This window comes from Azospirillum sp. UFLA03-27, from assembly GCF_059803775.1.
Genome location: NZ_JAUQTX010000033.1, coordinates 15,084 through 37,094 on the forward strand (window position 1 = coordinate 15,084; position 22,011 = coordinate 37,094).

The following is a 22,011-nucleotide window of genomic DNA, read 5'->3' on the forward strand; positions in this document are numbered from 1 at the left end:
TCACTCCGCGGGTTCGATGGATTCGCCGGGCACCGACAGGGGCCGCTTCGGTTGGTGGCCCTGCGCCACCGCGGGAATCTCCAGATCCTCGTCGATCAACCGCGCCGGACCGATGGTCAGCAAGCGGAACAGGTAGTAGGTCCCGGCCCCGTAGATGATCGTGTAGACCACCATGAACACGATCAGCGAGGTCAGCACCGCCCCGCCGGTCAGCGCCGGAGTCACCGCATCCGCCGTGCGGATCATACCGTAGACCACCCATGGCTGGCGCCCGATCTCGGTGGTGAACCAACCGGCCAGGATGGCGATGAAGCCCAGCGGCATGCAGCCGACCAGAATCTTGTGAAACCAGTTCGGACTGTAGAGCCTCCCGCGCACCCGCTGCACCAGATGGATCAGCGCCACCGTCAGCATGACCATGCCGATGGCCACCATGATGCGGAAGGTCCAGAACAGGATCTCCGGGTTGGGCCGGTCCTCCACCGGGAAATTCTTCAGGCCCGGGACCACCCCGTCCCACTCGTGGGTCAGGATCAGGCTCGACAGGGCGGGAATGGCGATTTCGGCGTGATTGGTCTCCGCCTCGTTGTCGGGGATGGCGAACAGGATCAGCGGTGCCCGCGCTCCACCCTCCCAATGGCCCTCCATCGCGGCGATCTTGGCCGGCTGATGCTCCAGCGTGTTCAGCCCGTGCAGGTCGCCGAGGAAGATTTGCAAGGGAGCCAGGATGGTGATGAGCGCCAGCGACATGCTGAGGCCGACCCGCGCGTGCTCCAGGAAACGATTGCGCAGCAGGTAGAAGGCGCTGATGCCCGCCACCACGAATCCGGTGGTCAGGAACATCGCGGTCAGCATGTGGGCGAGCCGGTAGGGGAAGGAGGGGTTGAAAACCACCGCCCACCAGTCGGTGACGAAGAACCGCCCGTCGCGCAGTTCCGCCCCCGCCGGGGTGTGCATCCAGCTGTTCGCCGACAAAATCCAGAATGAGGACAGCACCGTCCCCGTGGCCACCAGCACCGCCGCCAGGAAATGAATGCCCCGCGGCACGCGGTCCCGTCCGAACAGGAGGATGCCGAGGAAGGCGGCTTCCAGAAAGAAGGCGGTCACCACCTCGTACTGGATCAGCGGCCCCAGCACGTTGCCGACGATGTCCGACCAGCGGCTCCAGTTCGTGCCGAACTGGTAGGTCATCACGATTCCCGAGACGACGCCCATGCCGAAGGAGATGGCGAAGATCCGCGTCCAGAATTCCGACAGGCTGCGGTACAGCGCCTTGCCGGTGATCAGCCACCGCGCTTCCAGAACCGCGATCCAGCAGGCGAGCCCCACCGTAAAAGATGGGAAAAGAATGTGAAAAGAAATCACGAAAGCGAACTGGATTCGTGACAGAAGCAGCGGATCGAGGTCCATGGCCGCGGTCCTCCGTTGGCGCTCACAGGGCCGATTCCAGCCGGCCCAACCGACCCCCAACGCGGTCTGTCCCGGGGAGTTCCCATTTTCCGGCTGCGGATACTTTCTTTCCCCCCACCCCTTGAACCGCCGCCGCGACCTCTTATTTCTAAGCTCTTGCCGACATCCACATATTCACGGCCGGCCCTGGGCCACAGCCGATCCCACCCCGCTCCGATGGCCCCGCCGGCCAGCCGGGCTGGGGGGCATCGGTCCATTGCAGGGTGTTTCCCGAGGATGCCGGAATCAGGAGAAGCTCTTTGACGGAACTGGCAGTTTCTGGCGAACCCCTCACCCTCTTTCTAAAAGAAACCCGCAAGTACGACTACCTCACCCCCGAGCAGGAACGCGACCTCGCCATCCGCTGGCGGGAGCGGCAGGACCGCCGCGCCCTCGACAAGCTGATCGGCAGCCACCTCCGGCTCGTCTTCAAAATGGCCCGCGGCTATCAGGGCTACGGCCTGCCGCTGTCCGACCTGATTGCCGAGGGCAACGTCGGCGTCATGCAGGCGGCGCAGAAGTTCGACCCCGACAAGGGTTTCCGCTTCGCCACTTACGCCTCCTGGTGGATCCGCGCGGCGATCCAGGAGTATGTGCTGCACAACTGGTCGCTGGTGAAGATCGGCACCACGGCGGCCCAGAAGAAGCTGTTCTTCAGCCTGCGCCGGCTGAAGGCGCAGTTGCAGGACGCCGAGAACGGCACATTCGGCGGCGACCTGTCTCCGGAAGCGGTGGAGAGCATCGCGACGGAGCTGGACGTTTCCAAGGCCGACGTGATCGAGATGAACCGCCGGCTGGGCACCGACCGCTCGCTCAACGCCACCCTGGCCGAGGACGGCGACAGCGAATGGCTGGACCTTCTGGCCGACGAGGGGCCCGACCAGGAGGCGATCCTGGCTGGCGCGCAGGAGCGCAAGCGTCGGCAGCAGTTCCTCAAGCTGGGGCTGGGCGTTCTGGACGACCGCGAGCGGCAGATCCTGGTGGCCCGCCGCCTGCGCGAGGAGCCGCTGACCCTGGAGGAGCTGAGCCAGCACTTCCACGTCTCGCGCGAGCGCGTGCGCCAGTTGGAGGTGCGCGCCTTCGAGAAGGTTCAGAAGGCGGTGATGGCCCAGGCCCGGCAAATTCCGGGCATCACCGGCAAGGCGTTGCTGCCGGTGTGACCGGCGGCAGCCTCCCCACGGTGCGTTACGGCGTGACGAAACGCGGCGGCTCCGGCAGCACGGAGGACCGCCGCCGCACGCCGCGCAGCGCGTGCTCCACCGTCGCGATCTGCTCCTCCACCGAGATCAGAATCTGCGACGTGACCTCCAGCGTCCGATCCTCGTAGACCCAGCCGTCCGGATGGCGGTCGCTCCAGGCGACGACCGTCCGGTCGCGTTCGTGCAGCAGGCTTATGATTTGCGGCCGGAACAGCCGAATCATCGCGGTGATCCAGCGGTTCGCCGGCCAGGACGGACGCGCGTGGTCGACGGTGAAGCTGTCGAGCATGCGGATCACGTCGTCGGCCGCGTACCACGTCTCCCCCGTTACCCAGCGGTTCGTCGTGAACAGGCGCACCGGCTGCCCCGCCACGTCCATGGCGATCCCCACCAGATGGGACAGCGCGTCGTTGGGGTTGTCCGGCTCCTCGTAATCCCGCAGCGGCAGCGGCTCCATACCCGGCGGCATGCCCAGCGGGCGCAGGAAGGTGTGGAAGTGCCCGTGCTCGCCGTCGGGCCGCTCGTCCTCGGGGTGGCAATGATAATAGTACTGGGCGTGATACTCGGCGTCATAGACGTCGCCCGGCGGGTAGTGGCGCCATTCGTAGAGCGTGCCGTGCCCGCGCAGCAATTCCCCCACCACGGTGTCGCCGGTCTTGGCGAGGACGCGCTGGCACAGCCGGACCTCCCGCGCGGCCTCCGACATCGCCTGCAACTCGTCGCGCGAAAGCTCCGAAAGCTCCATCATCGGATGCTCTGCCACGTCAGCCCCTGCCCTTCCCAGATCCCTATTACGTATGAGGCTTTGTACGCATAGCAAGCGCTTTCCTTAACGGACGCCCGCCGAACGGCCATGGCCGGCATCCGCACGGAACACCGCCTCGCCCCGCCGCAGGGTCCAATCCACCAGCGCGCCTTCCACCTGGCCCAGCGCCGTGTTGAAGGCGGCGATCACGTCGGTGAAATCCGACCCGCGCACCGGGACCACGGCATCGAAGGTCTCGCCCGCCTCGATGGTCCGGTTGGGCATGGCGACCAGCTTGGCCGACAGCCGCACCCGCACCCGGTCCGGCGCCGCGGCACTGGCGTCGCTGAATTCCGCCTGGAAGTCGCGCAGTTCGGTCTTCAGCAGGAAGTCGGAGCGCAAGCCCGCGGAATCCCGCCCGACCGAGACGATCCGCCGGCTGTCCTCGAAGGATTGGACGATCAGCCCCTGCACCATGTTCGGCGCCCGGTCGGCCCAGGACACCCCGGCGAAGTAGTCGAGCGCGGTGGCGGAGCGGGTGACCGCGATGCGCGGCGTGTCGATCCCGGCGCTGGCAGCCGGAGGCTCCACCAGCAACTGCCAGCGCACCGGCGGCAGCCCGGACTCCGCCACGGTTCCCGGCGTCAGCGTGTAGAGGCTGGGCGCGGTGGGGTTCAGCGCGGCGCAGCCGGTCATCAGGCCGACCGTCAGCAACGCCGCCCCCACCCCCTTCATTAAACGGCTCATCATCGTCCACGCACCTCCACGCCCTGGCGGGTTCCGCCGAACAGGAAGTTCGACGGGTCGTTCTCGATCCGCGTCACGACGCGGGACAATTGCCCCGACAGGTCGCGCAACTGCGAGATCAGCAAGGTCAGCTCATACAGCCCGCCGCCGGTGAAGTCGCGGATCGCCCCGCGGTTCTCCCCGATCATGGCGTTGAGCTGGGTGGCGGTCTTGTTCAGCGATCCGGCCAGCGTGTGCAAGTCGCCCGTCAGGGTCTTGGTGCCGCTCTCCACCGCGGCCAGTGTGCGCTGCGCCTGGTCCATGGCTTCACCGATCTGCGGCCCAACCGTCTCGAAGCCCTGGAGCGTCCGGTTGGCCTGGGCGAGCGTCGTGTCCAGCCCCTGGCTGGCGCGGGCCAGCTCGCCGGTCAGGTCGCGGGTGTTGGCCAGGATCTCGGCGATGGCCGCCTGGTTCTGCGGTGTCAGCAGGTCCGCCACCCGGTTGGTCAGGTCCAATGCGCGGTTCAAAAGCTGCGGGGCGGCGTCGACGAAGACCGTGAGCGACGACGGGCGCGACGGGATCACCGGGATGCCGCCGTCATGCGCCGTGCGCAGAAGCTCGCTCATCTCCGTGCCGCCGGAAATCTGGACATAGGCGCCGCCGGTGATGCCCTGGACCTCCAGCGAGGCGATGGAGTCGGTCTTGATCGGCGTGCCTTCCTGCACCTCGATCCGCACGCGCACGCGGCTGACGTCGTTGGGGTCCAGGCGGATGTCGGTCGCCGTGCCCACGGGAATGCCGCGGTAGCGCACCGGGCTGCCCTCCTGCAAACCCGTCACCGAGCCGGTGAAGTAGATGTAATAGGGCTGGCGCGTCTCCTCCAGCTGGATCTTGGCGACCCATACCGTGAAGACGAAGAGGCCGGCGAGCAAGGCCAACACGAAGCTGCCCACGAGGATGTAGCTGGTGCGGGTTTCCATGGCGTCCGGTCAGCTTTCTGCATGGCGCGCGGCGCGGCCGCGCGGTCCGTGGAAATAGTCGTGAATCCAGGGATGCGGGTCGCGGAGATGCTCCTCCAGCGTGCCCACGCGAATCTTCTTGTCCACCAGCACGGCGATGCGGTCGCAGATCGAGGTCAGGCTGTCCAGGTCATGGGTGACCATGAAGACGGTCAGCCCCAGGCTGCGCTGGAGGTTGCGGATCAGCTGGTCGAAGGCGGCGGCGCCGATGGGGTCCAGACCGGCCGTCGGCTCGTCGAGGAACAGGATGTCGGGATCGAGGGCCAGCGCGCGGGCCAGCCCGGCGCGCTTGATCATGCCGCCCGACAGCTCCGACGGGAACTTCGCCCCGGCGTTGGCCGGCAGGCCGGACATGGCGATCTTCACCCGCGCGATCTCCGCCGCCAGCGCCGCCGACAGGTCGGTGTGCTCGCGCAAGGGAACCATGACGTTCTGCGCCACGGTCATCGAGCTGAACAGAGCGCCGTTCTGGAACAGCACGCCGGTGCGCGCCTGGAGCGCCACCCGCTCCGCCTCCGGCAGGTCGGCGGTGTCGCGGCCGAGAAGCTCGATCCGGCCGTCCGCCGGGCGGATCAGCCCGAGGATTTCCTTGAGCAGGACCGACTTGCCGGTGCCCGACCCGCCGACCACGCCCAGCACCTCCCCCCGCCGCACGTCGAGGTCGAGCCCGTCATGGACCACCTGCGGGCCGAAGCGCGTGACCAGCCCGCGCACGCGGATCACCGCGTCCTGCGCATCCGGTTGTCTGTCGTCACACGGCGCCACGGTCCCTCACAGCCTGAGAAAGGAGAACAGGACGGAGAACACCGCGTCCAGGACGATCACCAGGAAGATGGACTCCACCACCGACTTGGTGGTCAGCGTGCCGACGCTCTCGGCGCTGCCGGAGACCTTCAGCCCCTCGTAACAGCCGACCATGGCGATCACCAGCGCGAAGACCGGCGCCTTCACCAGTCCAACCACGAAATGCGGCAGCGTGACGGCGCCGTGAAGCTGGCGGATGAATTGCCCGAAGGTGATGTCCAGCGTCGCGTAGCTCATCACCGCACCGCCGAACAGCCCCATGATGTCGGCGTAGAAGGCCAGCAGCGGCAGGGTGATCATCAGGGCCAGCGCGCGCGGCACCACCAGAAGCTCCACCACGTCCAGCCCCAGCGTGCTGATGGCGTCCACCTCCTGATTGACCTTCATGGTGCCGATCTGCGCGGTGAAGGCGGAGCCGGAGCGCCCGGCCACGATGATCGCGGTCATCAGGATGCCGATCTCGCGCAGGATCGACACACCCAGCAGGTTGACCACGAACAGCTCCGCCCCGAAGCGGCGGAGCTGGTCCGCCCCCTGGAAGGCCAGCACCACGCCGATCAGGAAGGACAGCAGCCCGAGGATCGGCAGGGCGTTCAGCCCGGTCTGCTCGATGTGGAACATCACCGAGCGGAAGCGCAGCCGCCGCGGATTGACGATCAGCCGCCCGAAGGTGATCGCGATGAGGCCGAGGAAGGACAGCAGGTCCCGCCCCTCGCGCAGCCCATCCACGGCGGTGCGACCGGTGCGCTCCAGCATGTCGAGGATCGGGTGGTGCGTCGCCGCCCGCTCGACCGGCGGGGGACCGACCTCGCGCACGGCGTCGAACAGGGCGGCGTGCTCCGGGCGGATGGCGGCCAGATCGACGCCGTGGCCCGCCGCCTTCAGCCGGTCGGACAGGGCGGACAGCAGATAGGCCCCCACCGTGTCCATGGCGTCCAGCCGCGACAGGTCGAGGCTGACCGCCCCGCCGCCGTCCAGCGCGAAGCGGTCGAGCGTGCCCGACAGGGGGCCAGCGGCCTTCAAATCCCAATGGCCGAGAGCCGTCAGCCGCCACTCACCGTCGCCGGCGCGCGACGATTCCAACCACGCCCTTTCGCGCGCCATGCCCCGTCCTGCCCTTCCCTTCCGGTGCCGCCATGCGGCAATGCTCATGCTTGTGGAGAGGAACTTGGCCGCAAGCCCCCCCGATGGTCAACCTCAAGCCGGGGAAAAACAGCCGCACAGCGGTGGTTTGCACGCGGACGGCCGCCCCGATAGTATGGCGCCGCCGTTGCACAGGAACCTTTTCACCATGCCGAACCCCATCGATTTGAAGAACCACATCCGCGGCATCGCCGACTTCCCCAAGCCTGGCATCCTCTTCTACGACATCTCCCCGCTGCTGGCTCACGCCGAGGCGTGGAAGGAAGCGGTGGACCGGCTCGCCGAGGCGCTGCGCCCGCACAAGCCGGAACTGCTGGTGGGCATCGAATCCCGCGGCTTTCTGATCGCCGCCCCGCTGGCCCTGGCGCTCGGCACCGGCTTCATCATGGTGCGCAAGCACGGCAAGCTGCCCGGCGACAAGGTCGCCCATTCCTATGACCTGGAATACGGCACCGACACCATCGAGGTTCAGGCCGACGCCGTGAAGCCCGGCCAGCGCGTGGTCGTCCTCGACGATCTGCTGGCGACCGGCGGCACCATGGCCGCGGCGATCAGCCTGCTGCGCCGCGTCGGCGCCGACGTCCGCGCCGCCGCCTTCCTGGTCGAGCTGACCTTCCTCAACGGCCGCGACAAGCTGGACGTGCCCAGCGTCTCGCTGATGAGCTACGATTCGTAAAAGCGCCTTCCGGAAAGGCGTCTGCCCATCGTTTGTGCGAAGGCAGCGCGACACAGGTCCTTCTCCCCCCTGGGGAGAAGGTCAGGATGAGGGGGCGCCGAAGGCGGCCACCGCCGCAGGACAGGAGCTTTTCTCCGCCCTGCCGGGCGTAAATCCCCCTCACCCGGCCCTCTCCCCAGGAAGGAGAGGGTTTGGACCGGTCATGGCACAGCGCTTGCGAGAGTTACCGGTCACAGTTGCTCGGCAGGGCGCCCCATGACCCATATGGCCCCGGTGATTCTCGAACAGCCGCCCCTCCTGGCCGTCCGGCCTCCCGAAACCGTTTCCATGCGGACGCGCGACAGTGTGCGGCTGGACGCCGACCTCTACCGCCCCGACGGGGTCGGCCCCTGGCCGGTCCTGCTGCTGCGTCTGGCCTGCGGGCGGCGCACGGCGATGACCAGCCATTATGCGCACCCGCGCTGGTACGCCGCCCGCGGTTATGTCGTCGTGGTGCAGGACGTGCGCGGTCGCGGCACGTCGGAGGGCCGATTCCGCCCCTTCGAGGCGGAGCGCGAGGACGGCGCCGACGCGGTGGCCTGGGCGGCTTCCTTGCCCGGTTCCAATGGGACGGTGGGCATGTACGGCAGCGGCTACGCCGGCATGGCGCAGCTCCTGGCTCTGGCCGAGCGGCCCGCCGCGTTGCGCGCGGTGGTCCCGGCGCTGGCCGGCTGGGACGTGTTCACCGACTGGGCGACGGAGGGCGGGGCCTTCCGGCTGGCCGACGCGATGGGTTGGGCGCTGCACTGCGCGGCGGAGTCCGCCCGCCGGCTGGAGGATGGCGCGGCCTACCGCGCGCTCCTGGAGGCGATCCGCAGCCTGCCGCTGGACGACGAGATCCCCTCCCGCCCGCGGGTGCTGCGAGATTACGCACGGCATTGCCATTACGACGACTGGCTGACCACACCCGGCCCTGGCGGAAGCTGGGACGAACTGTCCCCCCGCCACGCCCTGTCCGACGGCGGGTTCGGAGAGGTGTCCATCCTGCAGATCGGCGGCTGGTACGACCCGCGCCTGACCGGCACGCTGGCGGCGCACGAGGCCCTGTCCACCGGCAGCGACGGCACCGTCCGCCTGCTGGTCGGCCCCTGGGATCGCCACGGGGTGGCGGTCCATGCCGGGCTCGACAGCCTGAAGCCGTCCGACGTGCCGTCCTTCGACGCCCTGCAACTCGGCTGGTTCGAGCGCTTCCTGAAAGGGGAGATGAACGGCGCGGAGCGCGGCGGGCCGATCCGTCTGTTCGACGTTCTGGAACGCCGCTGGCGCGACCTGCCGGCCCTGCCGCCCGCCGCACAGCCGCTGCATCTGTCGAGCGACGGACTCGCCACGCGGCGCGGCGGTGCCCTGCGCGACGATGCTCCGGACGAAGCGTTCCTCGACGTGCTGGTCCACGATCCGCGTGATCCAGTGCCCACCGTGGGCGGTCACGCGGTGCCCGACGCCGGCCCACGCGACCGCGCCGCCGCAGACGCCCGCCCCGACGTGGCGGTCTACGACACCGCGCCGCTCACCGCGCCGCTGACGCTGTCCGGCTTCGCCGCTTTGGAAATCTGGGTGGAGGCGGACGCCCCGTCCTTCGACGTCAGCGCCGTCCTGTCCGCCGTGCTGCCCGACGGCCGCGTCCTGCCGCTCAGCCAGGGTCACGCGCGGGTCGAACCGGGCGGCGAGCAGCGTCCCATGCCGGTGGTCCTGCGCGCGCTCTGCGCGACCCTACCCACCGGAAGCGCGCTGCGCCTCAGCCTCGCCGGGTCCTGCTTCCCGGCCTATCCCATCAATCCGGGAACGGGAGCCGAGCCGGGCGAAACCCGGCTGGTGGACGCGCAGCCGATCACCCTGCTCATCCACGGCGGCGGCGCCCGCCCGTCGCGCCTGCTGCTGCCGGCCCGAGGCTGACCGTCAAACCCCGTCAGAGGCGCCGGCCATAGCCCTCGTCATGGTCGCCGTCGAAGCCGTGCTCATCCTCGTCGGCCGGTTCGAAGTCGCGAAGGGCGCGGGCGGCGCTGCGCAGGCACAGATTCAGGCTGCGGTCGAGCAGGCGCATCATCAGGTCGCGGAACGGCGTCTTGTCGCCGAGCGACCAGGCGCGCTCGACCATCGCGGCGTACATCTCGCGATCCTCGTCCGTGATCACCACCGGCGGGAAACCGGCGCGGTTGAGGATCAGATTGCACAGCAGAAGCGCGGTCGCCGCGTTGCCCTGGAAGAAGGGGCGGACGCTCATCAGCCGGTGATGCGCCTCGAAGGCGGCCTCCGGCCCCGCTTCCGTCCGGCGCAGCCAGCCGGACAGCGCCGACATCGACACCCGCACCTTCGCCGGATCGGGCGAAGCCCCGGCGTCGTCCTTCAGCGCGCCGTCCCGGTAGCGCCCGGCGTTCGTGTCGATCCCCTGATAGAGCACGCCGTGGAAGGCCGCGATGGTGCGCTCCGTCACCACCCCGCCGCCCTGGAAGGACAGGCGGGCCATCAGTTCCAGCGCGGCCCGATGGTTGAGCGCGAGGCGCTGCGGCTCGGCCGGTCGGCTGCGCAGCACCGCGCCACGGTCCAACACCATGCGGATGTCCTCGGAGGACAGTTCCACCCCCTCGACAAGGAGGCAGGCGGTGGTCAGGCCGCGCTCGAATCGGTCGGCCAGATCGCGGACCACCGTCAGCGGCATCGGCCGGGCGTCGTCCAGAACCCGCTTCTTCTCCAGAATATCGTCCAGCAGCGCCATCGTCCCGAACTCCGCAGATCCCTGGCATTTTCATAATGCCTGGACGGCGCGCGGGGAAGCACATCCTTTGCCGGCCCACAAGATCAACAGGGTGCGGCGCAACCTCCGGCCTGCGGTTTTTTGCCGCTTGTGCCGCCGCGGTTGCCGGTTTTAACATCGCAATACAAGATTTCCGCCCCCCTATACTCGCCTGACCCGGCCCTCTGAAAGGATTGATCCGATGCAACATGTTGCCTGGGATAAATCGATGAGCGTCGGCGTCGAAATTCTCGACGACGACCACCGAAAATTGCTCGACATGTTCAACCGGCTGCTGAAGGCCGGGATCGCGGAGAAGGACCGTGACAGCCTGTCCGGGCTGCTGGGGGGGTTGCAGGAATACACGACCGTGCATTTCGAGCGGGAGGAGGCGCTGATGGAGCAGCAGGGCTATCCCGGCCTCGACGCCCACCGGGCCGCGCACCGCTATTTCATCGACGAGGTGCACAAGCTGACCCTGGACGATGACGACAGCAACGAGATGATGCTGCGCATCGACCTGATCCTCCTCCTGAAGGAATGGTTCATCGAGCACATCCAGTCGGTGGACAAGCAGTACAGCCCCTTCATGGCCGAAGACGCCGGCAGCACCGCCGCCCATTGAGCGCACGCGCGAAAGCCCCCGCACCGGGTGGAGCGGGGGCGTCTCGCAGCGCCTCGGAGGCCGGCACCCGATCAGAAGGCCATATCAGAAGGCCATGGTGCCGCCCGCCTCGCGAAGGCGCAGATTGTTCTGGACGTGACGGACGCCGGAGATGGCGTCGGCCAGATCCTCGGCGCGGCGCTTCGCCATGCGGTCGTCCACCGTGCCGTCCAACGTGACCTCGCCACCCGACACGGTCACCACGATGTCGGTGGCGTCGAGGTAGGGGTCCTCGGTCAGGCGGTCGTTCAAATCGTCGCGGATTCGCTCGTCCGACCGGGTGTAGCCTCGTGGGCCGCGGCCGCGGAACTGGGCGCGCCGCTCGTCCTCCTCGCGGCGGCGCTCGGCATCGTCATTGCCGAACCAGGAGGCGACTTCGTCACCGGCCTGCTCCCAGAAGTTGCGCTCCCGCGCCATGCCGATGGGCTCGTCGCGATAGCGCTCACCCCGCACCCGGTCATCCCACCCGCGGTCGTCGCGATGCCATCCGCGCTCGGCGTGACCCCAGTCGCTGCCCCAGCGGCGGCTGGGATCGCGTCCGCCGGAACCGCCGCTTTCGTAATCACTCCGGGGATAACCGCCTGCGCCGTAGGCGCTGCGCCCAAATTCGTTGCGGTCGCGGACGGCGCGGCGGTCGTCCTCGTCCACGTTGCGGGCCTCGTCCTTCCACCGGTTCTCGTACTGAGCCATCGTGCCAGACTCCCGTTCGCCGTTGCCCGCCGCCCATCCGGACGGCCCTTTTGCAACAGGACGGAGCCGGGCTGCGTTCCCCTTTCGGCGCATCGCCGGAGTGTCTACACAATCTGGCACGCGGATTGCTGCGCTGCACACAGTCATCCACGCAGCCTTGGCCTCGGTCCCCCTTCGGACCGGGGCTTCTTTTTTTCCGGGAGGGAAGTTAAGCCGCGCTGACCCAGTGGCGGATCGGGCTGCGCGACAGGGCGGAGTTGCTGTAGGCCGCCCGGTGCGTGATCTCCGCCCCCACCCAATCGGGAAGCGGAACGACTTGGTCGGGATGGGACAGTTCGACCTCGGCGATCACCAGACCGGCGTTCTCGCCGCCGAACACGTCGACTTCCCAGCGGAGACCATGGTGATGGATGAGATGGCGGGTCTTCTCGATCAGGCCGCCACGACAACTGTGACGCAGCAGACCCAGGGCGAGGTCGAGGGGGAGTCGGTGTTCGACCTCCTCGCGGCACAGGCCGCGACGGGGGCCTTTGACGGTCAGCGTGGCGTCCGGCCCGGCCACCCGGACCCGCACCGTGCGGCCATCGTCAGAGGGCAGATAGCCCTGGACGATGGACAGGCCATTTCGGCACAGGGGACGGATATCCCTCCGCACCAGAAAGCGCCGTTCGATCTCAACCGCCATGATATCCGCCTTTCGGCATATCGGACGCCGCTGAGGATAATCGCCCGCGACGTTGCGGCGCAACCATGCCTCATACGCATGAAGTCCATTCCTGCGTTGCGGTATTACCATTTGGACACATCATCGAACAAGCGCCCACGACGCGGTTCCCGACGCTCCGTGGTGGGAGCGGCCACTCGTTCTGGGGTAGCATGCCGCCATGGCACAAGACTTCGCACCCTGGTTGATCCTGTTCGCCCTTTACGGCGCGCCCCTCCTCCACGTGATGCTGTCACGGCGCGGCGGCCCGTGGCGTCCCCCGCCCGGCACGCGCTGCCCCTTCGGCCCGCGGGCCGGCTGGGTGGTGATGGTTCTGATTTTGGGGCCGATCGGCTGGCTGATGTTCGTCATGCGCAACGGGCGCCGTTCCCGTCCCGGCCGCAGCCCCGGAGCGTGACGCCCGGAAGCCGGTGGCGGAACGGGAACGGCGCCCGCGCGTTGGGTTGCCCGGACGGTTTGCCCGTCAGATGCGGCCCATCAGCAGCAGCACGATCAGGACCAGCAGCAGCACGCCGAGGATACCGCTCGGGCCATAGCCCCAACCGCGGCTGTGCGGCCAGGCCGGAACCGCGCCGATTAGAACGAGAATCAAAATGATGAGCAGAATGGTGCCGATGCTCATGACGTCCTCCCAAATGTGGAGCTTTCGCTGAGAAGAACGCGAGCTTGGCCGGCTGGTTCCTGCCCCTCTCCTGTTCTTTGGCGCCCGTCATCTCCATTCGGGGAAGCAACGCCCTACCCTTCCGGCTTTTCTACGAAGTTCACGTCCACTGACTTTCCCCGGCTCACAAAGGCGGTCCGGCGCGGCGACTCGGGCGTTCCCACACCTTCGCCAGCAGTGCCAGCTTGCTCCGCCCCGGCAACCGTTCGTCCGACAGCGCTTCCAGGAAGTCGGCAAGACGCTTGGAGCGCATCACACTGAAGGCGATCAGACCGACCGTCGCCAGCAGGACGAACAGAAAGAACAGAACACGCGTCGGCAGTGGGTCGTCGGCCATGGCGAGCAGATTCATGCCGAGGAAGCCGGTGACCAGCGTGCCGATGGTGCTGACCACCGTGACCACGGTCAGCCGCAGCACCGTGTTGGCCTGCCGCCGCAGCCCATCGCTGTCCAAATAGTCCGACATGTCCTGAACTTCGTCCCGCACCTCGGCGTAGAGGCGGTCGGTGCCGAGATGCCCAGCCCACAGGCGGAACAGGTCGCGCAGCGGCCCCTGGATCGACAGCTCGTGGAACCAGTAGCGGTGGGTGAAGCGCAGGAAGATCTCGAACACCTGCCGGATGTCGCGCTTGAACCGCTTCACCGACTCCACGGTGCCGATGTCGAGCTGGCTGACCGCCAGCACCAGCCGGTCGGACAGCATCACCAGCGCCGCCCGGTGGAAATGCACGACCAGCCCCAGCAGGAAATACTGGTGCCGGAACTGGCCGAGCAGCCCGGTTTCCGCGTCGGTGAAGAAGGCGTCGCCCTCCGGCCCTACCATGACCAGCGAGTGGCCGCAGCACAGGATGCGGCTGCGCGTCCAGGCGCCGGGCGCCCGCGGGTCCCAGTAGCGGTCGTAGCAGTAGCGCTGCTCGAACCCCTCCAGGAAGGCCGTGGCAAAGGGCATCACCTCGCTGGGTCCCAGCCCTGGCGAGGTGGCGAAGCCCAGCCGCACCCAATCCGCCCGTTCCAGCCGTTCCGGCTCGTCCAGCGACAGATAGGCCATGGCCGGCATCCGCTGATATTCGAGCTGGCGGTAGCGGAGCAGCCCGGTCTCCTCCGAATGGTGGTGGACCAGGGGACGCAGAAGGAACAACCAGTGGGCGGCGATGCGCGGCGCCCGGTGGCGGCACACGAAGGACAGGTAATCGGCCCTCCGCTCATAGTCCGAGACGGCGAGCACGGCGCCGTCGGCGCCGATCCATTCGACGCGGTGCGGGCACTGCGCCGCGCTGCCGTCCGGCTCCCAGGCGGGCGGATAGGTGCGGCCCAGCCGGAACAGCGTGTCCTGCACGCGGTCCAGCGGAATGTCCTCGCCGAACAGCTCGACGACGAGGATCGCCACATCGACGTCGTGGAAGAAATGCAGATCGACATGGGCGATGGCAAAGCGCAGCGGCGCCTGCCCCCGCCGCAGGGTGACCATCAGCGCCGCCACGTCGCGCCGCCGGAAAGCGCGGATCGGAGAACCACCATAGCCGGGCCGATGGTCGCGCGATTCCCCCTCGCCATAGAGGAAGCGCTGCACATAGGGCAGGAAGGACACGAACTCGCTGTAATGACGCTCACTGAATTCGCCGGGGTCCTGGGTGAACTCGTCCGCCACCTCCTGCCAGGGACAGCCCGGCCCACCGAGCCACTCCCAATGGTTCTGGACCTGCGCGCCCGCCTTCAGCGGCATCAACTGCACCGGCCACAGCAGGATTTCGCGAAACCGGCGCACGCGGATCGGGCTCTCGTCCATGGCGCCCCTCCCCCTTGTCCTTCTTTTCCCACATCCTAGCAGAGTCCGGACCGGCGAAAACGCCGCACCAAGGTGGGGTTGCCGGGCATTCGCACCATCCCATCGAACCGGACCATTAACCAGGACGAAAGCCCGGCCCTGGTAGCGTCCCCCGTTCAGATCATGCGCCGGAGAAGGATTCATTTGCCGATGACGCGCCGGATCGGTCTGTTCCTGTTGATGGCCGGGCTGGGAACGGCCACGTCCGCCCTTGCCGTGGAGGCCCCTGTCTCCAATATTGTCTCCGACACCGTCTGCGCTGGCGAGGGTGCCGGGCGGCGCTGCACCGTGTCCGCCGTCCAGCCCTTCCCCGACAACCGCGGCGGCCTCGGCGAGCTGAGCATCAGCGCGGTGCGCGACGCGGCCTGCACCTCCCTCTACATCGTGTTCGACGAGCCCATCGCGCTCGCCCGCCCGGTCACCCTGGTGGTGGACGGCGCCCCGCCGCAGCGTTTCTACACACCGCAGCAGCTTTCCGAGCTCGCCGATGCGCTCGATGAAGCAGGCCAGCCCGACACGGCTTCGGAGGCGGGGCCGCCCGAATTCACCCGCTTCCTAAGTCAGGTGGCCGAGGGCGCCATCGCCGACGAGGACGCCGGGGCGGAAATGTTGAGGCGCTTCGCCGCCATCAAGGAGCCGCGGCGCATCGGCCTGACCTGTGGCCCGATGGAGCGTCTGATGCCGCTGATCCGCTCGGACCGCCCCCTGCGGCTGGAGTTCCAAAAGCAGGCCGGCAGCGCGACGCAGGTCTATCACTGGCCGCGGCTCGACCGGCGGACCGTGGAGTTCCGGTTGGGCGGCCTGCTGGAAGCCCTGGACCGGGCGATGCCCGGCTCCTGACGGCGCCGCCAAGGAACGCCGTCCGGGGTACCCATTCCGGCCGCTTGACCGCACCCACTCTTTGCCGTCCGACTCGCCCCATGAGGATGAATTCGGTGAAGGCGGCCCGGGCAAGCGGCTGTCCGACTTGAGAGCGCGCGCCGTCATCCCCATCCTGTCAAGGCAGGACCCACCCATCGAAGACGGAGGAGAGCGGAGCGTGTTCGGCTTTGCGCGCAAACTGTGGTCGGACCCGGAGCCCGTCGCGAGCCATGTGCCGCGGGGCGTGCGCGTCTACGCGGTGGGCGACATCCACGGACGCCTGGATCTGCTGGACCAGTTGCTGGCGCAGATCGACCGCGACGCGGCGAGCGGCGCCGACCTCGTCAAGTATCTGGTCTTCCTCGGCGATTATGTGGACCGCGGTCCGGATTCCGCGATGGTCATCGAACGGCTGTGCCGGGAACCGCTGCCCGGCTTCGGCGCCATCCACCTGCGCGGCAACCACGAGGCCGCGATGATGGACTTCATCGAGAAGCCGGAGGCCGGGCCGGACTGGCTGGAGTATGGCGGGCGGGCGACGCTGGCCAGCTACGGCGTTCCGGCCCCCGTCGAGGACGCCCCGCCGGAGCATGTGGACGAAGCCCGCCAGCGCTTCGCCGCCGCCCTGCCGCCCCACCACCGGGCCTTCCTGGCCGGGCTCCGCTCCAGCGTCGCCATCGGCGACTATCTGTTCGTCCATGCCGGCATCCGCCCCGGCCTGCCGCTGCACCGCCAGCGGGATGAGGACCTGCTGTGGATCCGGCGGGAGTTCCTGACCTCCCACCTCGACCACGGCAAGCTCGTCGTGCACGGCCACACCATCGTCGAGCAGCCGGACATCCGCTCCAACCGCATCGGCATCGACACCGGAGCCTACGCTTCCAACCGGCTGACCGCGCTGGTCCTGGAGGGTGGGGAGCGCCGCTTCCTTTGCACCATCTGACGACGCCTCACATGGACCATCTGACGCCTCACGGCGCGGCGGCCTGACGGCGCCAGTCCTTGAGGAAGTCGAGAAAGGCGCGCAGCGACGCCGGGGGCTGGCGGCGCGAGGGGTAATAGAGGAAGGGGCCGGGAAAGCTCTGGCTCCAGTCCTCAAGCACGGCGACGAGACGACCGGCGGCGATGTGTTCGCGCACATAATCGTCGAAGGTCATCAGGAACCCTAGCCCATCGAGCGCCGCCCGCAACTGGATGCCGGTGTGCCCGGCGTGGAACGGGCCGCCGGGCTGGATGCGCACGATGCGGCCGTCCTTCTCGAACTCCCAGGGCGGGTGGGCGCCGCTGGCGTAGACGGTGGAGACGCTCGGCTTGCCCAGCAGGTCCTCGGGCCGTTCCGGCATCCCGAAACGGTCGAGCACGGACGGCGCCGCGCACAGCACGAAGCGCTGCGGCGGGCCGAGCGGCACCGCGATCATGTCCTGCGCCAGATGTTCCTCGTACCGCACGCCCGCATCGTAGCCCTGCGCTACGATGTCGATCAGGGCGATGTCCACGGTGATTTCCAGTTCCACATCCGGAAAGCGGGTCAGGAAGGGCGTGACCATCGGGGCCAGCACAAGATCCACCGCCGGGGCCGGCGCGTTGATGCGCAGCCGCCCCGCCGGACGCCCCTGGCGCTCCCTCAGGTCGGACAGGGCGCCGGCCACCTCGCCCAGCGCGGGTTCCAGCCGGCGAAGAAGCTGCTCCCCGGCCTCGGTCGGGGCGACGCTGCGGGTCGTGCGGTTCAGCAGGCGGACGCCGAGATGCTCTTCCAGCTCCCGCATCCGCTGGCTGAGGCTGGAGACGGACACGCGCTGCTCCAGCGCCGCGCGGCGGAAGCTGCGGTGGCGGGCGACGGCGGCGAAGGCTTGCAGATCGCGCAGGTCGGTGTCGTCCATTCCCAGGTTCCGATTGTTCGATGCAGTGAACAGCCCGTTCGGGATTGTCCATCTTATCGGATCAATGGCGCCGGATCATCATCCAGGGCAAGGCGGCGCTGAAACGGCGCCGCGACGGACGGAGAGGATCAGGAACATGGAACAGCGCACGCTCGGGGCCGCTGGCCCCGTCAGCTCGGTCATCGGCCTCGGCTGCATGGGCATGTCGGACTTCTACGGTCCGGCCGACCAGGAGGAGAGCATCGCCACGATCCACGCGGCGCTCGACGCCGGGATCACGCTGCTCGACACCGGCGACTTCTACGGCATGGGGCACAACGAACTGCTCATCCGCGACGCCCTGCGCGGTCGCGACCGCGACAAGCTGCTCATCAGCGTGAAGTTCGGCGCCCTGCGTGACCCGCAGATGGGCTGGAACGGCTACGACTCCCGCCCGGCGGCGGTGAAGAACTTCCTGACCTACTCGCTGCGCCGGCTGGGCGTGGACCACATCGACATCTACCGCCCGGCGCGGCTCGACCCGAGCGTCCCCATCGAGGACACGGTTGGCGCCATGGCCGACATGGTGAAGGCCGGCTACATCCGCCACATTGGCCTGTCGGAGGTCGGCCCGGAAACCATCCGCCGCGCCGCCGCGATGCACCCGATCAGCGACCTGCAGATTGAATATTCACTCATCTCCCGCGGGATCGAGGAGGCCATTCTGCCCACCTGTCGGGAGCTTGGCATCGGCGTCACCGCCTACGGCGTGCTGTCGCGCGGCCTGATCAGCGGCCACTGGAGCAAGGACCGGACGGGCCAGGATTTCCGCAGCCGCAGTCCGCGCTTCCAGGGCGAGAATCTGGAGCGGAACCTGGCGCTGGTGGAGCATCTGCGGGAGATCGCCCAACGCATCGGCGGTTCCGTCGCCCAGGTCGCCATCGCCTGGGTGGCGGCTCAGGGCCGCGACATCGTCCCGCTGGTCGGGGCCCGCCGCCGCGACCGTCTGGCCGAGGCGCTGGGCGCCCTGGACCTCACCCTGTCGGCGCAGGATCTGGCGCAACTGGCCGAAGCCCTGCCGCCCGGCGCCGCGGCGGGCGAGCGCTACCCGGCGGCGCAGCTCGTCCATATGGACAGCGAGACGTACAGGCAGCGCTGACCCGCCCCCACCCCGGCCCTCCCCCGCTTCGCAGGGGAGGGTTAGGGAGGGGGCACCGCTGCCGCCGGCCCCTTTACCCCTCGACCTGCACCACGCGCAGGTTGTTGGTGGTCCCCGCCTTGGCGAACGGAATGCCGGCCACCACGACCATCTGGTCGTTGGGCTTGGCGAAGCCCTCCTCCTTGGCGAAGCCCAGCGCCCGCTCGACCATCTCCTCGTAGGTGTGGATGTCGGCGGACAGGACGCTGTGCGCGCCCCAGAGCAGGGACAAGCGGCGCGACACCGCGGCGTGCGGCGTGATCGCCAGGATCGGCACCGCCGGGCGGCGCCGGGCGATGCGCGCCGCTGTGGTGCCGCTGGAGGTGTAGGCGACGATGGTCGATGCGTGGATCACCTCGGCCAGATCGGCGGCGGCGGCGGCCACCGCGTGGGGCGCGGTCTGCTCCTCGCCGGGGTCGGACGCGTCGATGATCGAGCGGTAGAGCTTGTGCTGCTCCGTGCTGCGGATGATGCGGTCCATCATCTCCACGGCCTCCACCGGGAAGGCGCCGCTGGCCGATTCCGCCGACAGCATCACCGCGTCGGCGCCGTCATAGATGGCGGTTGCCACGTCGGACGCCTCGGCCCGCGTCGGGGTCGGCGCGTTGACCATGGAATCGAGCATCTGCGTCGCCACGATCACCGGCTTGACGGCGAGGCGGCAGGCGCGCACCAGCTCCTTCTGGCGGCCCGGCACCTCCTCGTGCGGGATCTCGACGCCCAGGTCGCCGCGGGCGACCATGACCGAGTCCGACAGGCGGATGATGTCGTCGATGCGGTCCAGCGCCGCCGGCTTCTCGATCTTCGACATCAGCCCGGCGCGGTCGCCGATCAGCCCGCGGGCCTCCAGCAGGTCGGCGGGCTTCTGCACGAAGGACATCGCCACCCAGTCGACGCCCAGCTCCAGCCCGAAGGCGAGGTCGACGCGGTCCTTGGCGGTCAGGGGCGACAGTTCCAGCACGGTGTCGGGCAGGTTGACGCCCTTGCGGTTGGAGATGGTCCCTCCAATGACCACTTTGGCGTCGATGTAGTCGTCGCCCAGCCCGGTCACGGCGACGCGCACGCGCCCATCGTCGATCAGCAGATTATGGCCCGGCATCACCGCGGCGAAGATTTCCGGATGGGGCAGCGGGATTGCGGCCTTGTCGCCATCGGCGCCGGACAGGACGAAGCGGATCGATTCGCCGGCGGCGACGGTGATCTTGCCGTCACGGATGGTGCCGACGCGGATCTTCGGCCCCTGCAGGTCCTGAAGAATGCCGATGGGACGGCCCATCTCGGCCTCCAGGGCACGGATGGCGGCGTGGACCTTGGCGTGGTCCTCGTGCGTCCCATGGCTGAAATTCAGGCGGAAGGTATCGACGCCGGCCAGGAACAGCCGCTTCAGCATCTCGGGGGTGTTGCTGGCGGGACCGACCGTGGCAACGATCTTCGCGCGGCGGTGACGACGCATATAATTTCGGCCTCTAGGGCCGCCTCCTTGATGGAGTGTCGAACGGCGGGCACGCCGGGTGGGAAGCGGGCGATCATGGAACCGCCCGGCTGCCGTTCACATTGGTGGGTAACGGCCCGCTGACAACCACCGAACCCGCAATAATGCCCGGCTGTGGCAGAGCCGCCGCCGCCGGGCCGGTTCCCGCGTCCGTTCGCACCCCCAATCATCATCGATCCGTCACCGAACGGTCACGTGAAGACGCTATCCGGCAACCAGCCGGGGTGCGACGCCATCTACCATACACTCAGTGCTGGCCTGCGCTCCCCCTGGTGCGGGACGGGATTTGACCGGGTGCCGGCTTCGGATCGGAAAACTGCTCCGAAGTCGGCCCAGGTTGCGTCATGTGCTACGCAGCGAGCCGGTGCTGGAGATGCAGCCCTCCGGGAAGACGTTAACACCGTCAGGTGCCCGGTCCTCCACCACGGTCGGTGGCCTTTGGCGACGCCGTCGCATGATCATTGGGCCTTGATCAGTGACGTGGTCTGGAAATGCGAAAGGCCGGTCCCGAGCGGGAACCGGCCTTGGCGAACAGGTGATTTGGTTGCGGGGATGGGCAACCGCCTTTGTTTGCTGCTCTCGGCGGAGTGCCTGCTCCTCAGGCAGCGGGGGTAGGTGATGGGTTGTTCGCCATGTTTCCGTTGGCACATCCGTCGAGCGTCGAAGCTCACCCATCGATGCCGGAGACTTGTGGCATCACGCCGCGTAAACACTGTCGCGTCGAACGCGACGAGCAGCAAATCAACCCCGCCATTGAGCGCTTCTCTCTCCGCCCGGCCCAAGCCGGAGAAATGTTCGACCGTCGGCTGAACATAGGACTCGGCCAGTCCAGCAGCGTAAACGAGGGCAATGTTCCCAACAACGGCCAGGGCGCTTGAGATTGCCCGCCGCGCGATGAGGCTATTGAACTCTTGTGGGTCAGGTGCCCGCTCGTGACGGATGCAGAGCACCGGTGCGAAGCAATGGTAACATCCGAAGACAGCAGATCACGAACGTGGCCAAGGTCCGGAGCATGCAGTAGCGCGGCGTTGGTCGGGAGGGAGGCCGGTCGGCTTGGAAGCCGCAGAGACAGCTTCAACGTGATCCCGCCCTCCTGGTCGGCCGTCACGCGCACCGGCTCATGTCAAACGCATTATGGCATTCACGGCGACAGCCGCTACGGCTGCCACGAAGCGATGAACGGGGGCGAACGCCACCATATCAGCCACGTCTTCGACATGGGCGGTAACACGGCCCGGCTCGGGCGCGCCGCGGGCTCAGCCGGGAATGTTGCGATGGGTTAGCAGGGTGCGGAAAAACGAACATATTTCGGCCTTTTGCCTCCGTTGAGGATAAAAATGCGGGTTTCAGCGGGCGATTTGGTCGGGAAGGAGCGTTTTTCCTCGCTCCGAGGCTCCCGAAACCGCCGTTCAGGCGGATTGCGGGCGTGATTATGCCGCCGCCAGCAGCTTGGGCAGGCGGATCAGGTTGTAAGCGGTGGCGGTCAGGGTGAACATCCAACCGACA

General features: G+C 68.1%; 22 protein-coding genes. 9 read left to right on the forward strand and 13 right to left on the reverse strand.

Annotated features, from left to right (window positions below; genetic code table 11):
• Window positions 1–1,410 carry a cytochrome ubiquinol oxidase subunit I gene (locus Q4I23_RS07555; RefSeq protein WP_454016823.1) on the reverse strand — a complete coding sequence of 470 codons (1,410 nt, stop codon included), beginning with the start codon at window positions 1,408–1,410 and terminating at the stop codon, window positions 1–3.
• A 299-nt stretch (window positions 1,411–1,709) separates the two neighbouring features.
• On the opposite strand from Q4I23_RS07555, the gene rpoH reads away from it, so the two are divergent.
• A complete protein-coding gene (rpoH, locus tag Q4I23_RS07560; protein ID WP_454016824.1) occupies window positions 1,710–2,609 on the forward strand; it encodes an RNA polymerase sigma factor RpoH in 900 nt (299 codons plus the stop codon).
• 25 nt (window positions 2,610–2,634) lie between these two features.
• On the opposite strand, the gene Q4I23_RS07565 is transcribed toward rpoH, so the two are convergent.
• The 5 genes from Q4I23_RS07565 to Q4I23_RS07585 form a co-directional block, all read right to left on the reverse strand.
• The gene (locus tag Q4I23_RS07565) at window positions 2,635–3,396 is read right to left on the reverse strand and encodes a DUF6969 family protein (RefSeq protein WP_498525781.1); all 762 of its coding nucleotides are present in this window, start codon (window positions 3,394–3,396) and stop codon (window positions 2,635–2,637) included.
• 81 nt (window positions 3,397–3,477) lie between these two features.
• Complete coding sequence (locus tag Q4I23_RS07570) at window positions 3,478–4,143, reverse strand: ABC-type transport auxiliary lipoprotein family protein (protein ID WP_498525782.1); 666 nt, start codon at window positions 4,141–4,143, stop codon at window positions 3,478–3,480.
• Complete coding sequence (locus tag Q4I23_RS07575; RefSeq protein WP_454016827.1) at window positions 4,140–5,099, reverse strand: MlaD family protein; 960 nt, start codon at window positions 5,097–5,099, stop codon at window positions 4,140–4,142. Before Q4I23_RS07575 ends, Q4I23_RS07570 begins: the two co-directional genes overlap by 4 nt.
• A gap of 9 nt (window positions 5,100–5,108) precedes the next feature.
• Window positions 5,109–5,861, reverse strand: coding sequence for an ABC transporter ATP-binding protein (locus Q4I23_RS07580; RefSeq protein ID WP_454016828.1), 753 nt, complete (start codon window positions 5,859–5,861; stop codon window positions 5,109–5,111).
• A 48-nt stretch (window positions 5,862–5,909) separates the two neighbouring features.
• Window positions 5,910–7,046, reverse strand: a complete 1,137-nt coding sequence (locus Q4I23_RS07585; protein ID WP_454016829.1) for an MlaE family lipid ABC transporter permease subunit — start codon at window positions 7,044–7,046, stop codon at window positions 5,910–5,912.
• A gap of 199 nt (window positions 7,047–7,245) precedes the next feature.
• On the opposite strand from Q4I23_RS07585, the gene Q4I23_RS07590 reads away from it, so the two are divergent.
• Window positions 7,246–7,761 (forward strand): adenine phosphoribosyltransferase, encoded by a 516-nt coding sequence (locus Q4I23_RS07590; protein ID WP_498525790.1) that lies wholly within the window; start codon window positions 7,246–7,248, stop codon window positions 7,759–7,761.
• A gap of 255 nt (window positions 7,762–8,016) precedes the next feature.
• Complete coding sequence (locus Q4I23_RS07595) at window positions 8,017–9,693, forward strand: CocE/NonD family hydrolase (protein WP_498525783.1); 1,677 nt, start codon at window positions 8,017–8,019, stop codon at window positions 9,691–9,693.
• Between the two features lie 13 nt (window positions 9,694–9,706).
• Here the strand turns inward: Q4I23_RS07595 and Q4I23_RS07600 are convergent, their stop codons facing one another.
• On the reverse strand, window positions 9,707–10,513 hold the full coding sequence (locus tag Q4I23_RS07600) for a Fic family protein (protein ID WP_498525784.1): 807 nt from the start codon (window positions 10,511–10,513) through the stop codon (window positions 9,707–9,709).
• Window positions 10,514–10,733: 220 nt separating this feature from the next.
• On the opposite strand from Q4I23_RS07600, the gene Q4I23_RS07605 reads away from it, so the two are divergent.
• Window positions 10,734–11,156, forward strand: coding sequence for a bacteriohemerythrin (locus Q4I23_RS07605; protein ID WP_269145397.1), 423 nt, complete (start codon window positions 10,734–10,736; stop codon window positions 11,154–11,156).
• Window positions 11,157–11,240: 84 nt separating this feature from the next.
• Here Q4I23_RS07605 and Q4I23_RS07610 read toward each other — a convergent pair whose 3' ends face one another.
• Both Q4I23_RS07610 and Q4I23_RS07615 read right to left on the reverse strand, forming a co-directional pair.
• Entirely contained in the window at window positions 11,241–11,885 is a 645-nt protein-coding gene (locus tag Q4I23_RS07610; protein ID WP_498525785.1) for a BON domain-containing protein, read from the reverse strand.
• 208 nt (window positions 11,886–12,093) lie between these two features.
• Complete coding sequence (locus Q4I23_RS07615) at window positions 12,094–12,570, reverse strand: CYTH domain-containing protein (RefSeq protein WP_454016834.1); 477 nt, start codon at window positions 12,568–12,570, stop codon at window positions 12,094–12,096.
• Window positions 12,571–12,769: 199 nt separating this feature from the next.
• Here Q4I23_RS07615 and Q4I23_RS07620 point away from each other — a divergent pair, with 199 nt between their 5' ends.
• Window positions 12,770–13,006 (forward strand): hypothetical protein, encoded by a 237-nt coding sequence (locus tag Q4I23_RS07620; RefSeq protein WP_014198603.1) that lies wholly within the window; start codon window positions 12,770–12,772, stop codon window positions 13,004–13,006.
• A 66-nt stretch (window positions 13,007–13,072) separates the two neighbouring features.
• On the opposite strand, the gene Q4I23_RS07625 is transcribed toward Q4I23_RS07620, so the two are convergent.
• Both Q4I23_RS07625 and Q4I23_RS07630 read right to left on the reverse strand, forming a co-directional pair.
• The gene (locus Q4I23_RS07625) at window positions 13,073–13,231 is read right to left on the reverse strand and encodes a DUF3309 family protein (protein ID WP_014198602.1); all 159 of its coding nucleotides are present in this window, start codon (window positions 13,229–13,231) and stop codon (window positions 13,073–13,075) included.
• A gap of 163 nt (window positions 13,232–13,394) precedes the next feature.
• Window positions 13,395–15,056 (reverse strand): CorA family divalent cation transporter, encoded by a 1,662-nt coding sequence (locus Q4I23_RS07630; protein ID WP_498525786.1) that lies wholly within the window; start codon window positions 15,054–15,056, stop codon window positions 13,395–13,397.
• A 189-nt stretch (window positions 15,057–15,245) separates the two neighbouring features.
• Between Q4I23_RS07630 and Q4I23_RS07635 the strand changes: the two genes are divergently transcribed.
• Together Q4I23_RS07635 and Q4I23_RS07640 are read left to right on the forward strand one after the other, a co-directional pair.
• Entirely contained in the window at window positions 15,246–15,935 is a 690-nt protein-coding gene (locus Q4I23_RS07635; protein WP_498525787.1) for a hypothetical protein, read from the forward strand.
• A 199-nt stretch (window positions 15,936–16,134) separates the two neighbouring features.
• Complete coding sequence (locus Q4I23_RS07640) at window positions 16,135–16,899, forward strand: metallophosphoesterase family protein (RefSeq protein WP_454016837.1); 765 nt, start codon at window positions 16,135–16,137, stop codon at window positions 16,897–16,899.
• A gap of 28 nt (window positions 16,900–16,927) precedes the next feature.
• Here the strand turns inward: Q4I23_RS07640 and Q4I23_RS07645 are convergent, their stop codons facing one another.
• On the reverse strand, window positions 16,928–17,836 hold the full coding sequence (locus Q4I23_RS07645; protein ID WP_149167191.1) for a LysR family transcriptional regulator: 909 nt from the start codon (window positions 17,834–17,836) through the stop codon (window positions 16,928–16,930).
• A gap of 136 nt (window positions 17,837–17,972) precedes the next feature.
• On the opposite strand from Q4I23_RS07645, the gene Q4I23_RS07650 reads away from it, so the two are divergent.
• A complete protein-coding gene (locus tag Q4I23_RS07650) occupies window positions 17,973–18,974 on the forward strand; it encodes an aldo/keto reductase (RefSeq protein ID WP_498525788.1) in 1,002 nt (333 codons plus the stop codon).
• Between the two features lie 73 nt (window positions 18,975–19,047).
• Here Q4I23_RS07650 and pyk read toward each other — a convergent pair whose 3' ends face one another.
• On the reverse strand, window positions 19,048–20,466 hold the full coding sequence (pyk, locus tag Q4I23_RS07655) for a pyruvate kinase (RefSeq protein ID WP_454016840.1): 1,419 nt from the start codon (window positions 20,464–20,466) through the stop codon (window positions 19,048–19,050).
• Between the two features lie 662 nt (window positions 20,467–21,128).
• Between pyk and Q4I23_RS07660 the strand changes: the two genes are divergently transcribed.
• Window positions 21,129–21,383 carry a hypothetical protein gene (locus tag Q4I23_RS07660; protein WP_498525789.1) on the forward strand — a complete coding sequence of 85 codons (255 nt, stop codon included), beginning with the start codon at window positions 21,129–21,131 and terminating at the stop codon, window positions 21,381–21,383.
• Window positions 21,384–22,011 lie beyond the last annotated feature (628 nt).